Below are 1,537 nucleotides of genomic sequence, written 5' to 3'. Positions count from 1 at the left end.
AAAGCCCCTATGCAATATAAAATGGCGTTTAGAGGTAAGTAGAATCTAAATTAAATTAGAGCTACAAAATATTATTCACAATATTAAACTCTAAACGCCATGACTAAAGTTACAGCAAGTTTTGAAAACAACACAGTGTATGTTGGTTTAGATGTACACAAGCGCAGCTGGAATGCTGCCGTTTATTTGAATGATCAGTTTGTACGTAATATTCATCAACCGCCCACCCCACAGGCATTGCATCATTACCTAACCAACAGTTATCCTGGTGCCACTTATGTTTGCGCTTACGAGAGCGGCAAATTTGGTTACTGGATACAACGCCAGTTTAAACAATGTGGCATTACTTGTTTAGTGATCAATCCAGCCGATATACCCAGTACGCACAAAGATGAAGTGTATAAAACTGATAGCCGTGATGCCCGTGGCATTGGACACGCCTTGGTTTGCAACCAACTTAAAGGTATTTATGTACCCAGCGAAGATCAGGAGGCTGACCGTCACCTCGTACGCCAACGAAAAAAAATATGGCGGGACCTGGTACGTTGCAAAAATCGCATCAAAGGTTTTTTAGATTACACCGGCGTAACTGTACCTCCGCAATACGATAACAGTAACTGGAGTAAAAATTTTATGAACTGGCTGGCTGCACTGGAATTTGAACACAGCAGCTGTCGTGTTGCCTTGCACTATCAGCTTCGGCAAGCCGAACTATTACGCAAAGAATTGTTAAGCATCTGTAATGACATCCGCAAACTGATGCGCAGCAAAAAATACAACAAGCTCTATTATTTATTAAGAACGGTAACCGGTATTGGACCGCTAACTGCTGCTGCATTACTAACCGAAATAGGTGATATGAAGCGCTTCAGTTCTTTTTATCACCTCAACAGTTTTATTGGGCTGATGCCCATGGAGCACAGTAGCGGCGAAAAAGAATTGAAAGGCCGCATCACTGTAAGAAAGCATCGGCAACTAAGAAGTGACCTGGTAGAATGTGCCTGGACAGCCAAACGAACCGATCCTGCACTGGCCCTTTATTACAGCGAACAAATAAAGCGTGGCAAGAATGGTAAGGCTGCCATTGTAAAAGTAGCCCGTAAATTACTCAGCCGCATCCGTTATGTATGGTTGAGTGGCCAACCTTATCAAACAGCCGTTGTACAATAAAATATTTTATAAACATTCATTACCTAACGAATTAAATACAGCAACCGGACTGCAAAACATGGGGTGTCATCGTCACATAATCAAACAACGAAGCATTGACTTCGCAAAGACTGCAGCCGGTTGTTTTTTATTATTTATTTAATCACAGGAGCTTGTAGTCAATAAAAAGATCTACTCATAGGATGCTGGTAATGGATAATTTAAACCGCTTGCAAAATAGCGAACAGAATACTATTTTTATAAACCGAAAAAAACTCTGGCGAAGGCAAGGAGTTAATAAAAATAAACTCTTGTTTACTCCCTGCTTTCAAAAGAAATTAATATTTTTATTCTCACTCTCTAAAGTCTATATATACATAGGAACCCA

Annotated in this window: 1 protein-coding gene; it reads left to right on the top strand. The window is 40.3% G+C overall.

All coding sequences use genetic code 11. The annotated features are described in order from the left end of the window. The first annotated feature begins 99 nt into the window (after positions 1–99). The gene (locus tag ACYVM0_RS26945) at positions 100–1,170 is read left to right on the top strand and encodes an IS110 family RNA-guided transposase (protein WP_460562605.1); all 1,071 of its coding nucleotides are present in this window, start codon (positions 100–102) and stop codon (positions 1,168–1,170) included. Positions 1,171–1,537: the final 367 nt, after the last annotated feature.

This window comes from Ferruginibacter profundus (genome assembly GCF_054783275.1).
Note: the sequence above shows the minus strand (reverse complement) of the source record. Positions and strands in the feature narration are given on the sequence as shown.

Coding starts and splice junctions, on each gene's coding strand:
- ACYVM0_RS26945 (WP_460562605.1), top strand. CDS start 100: ATGACTAAAGTTACAGCAAGTTTTGAAAACAACACAGTGTATGTTGGT.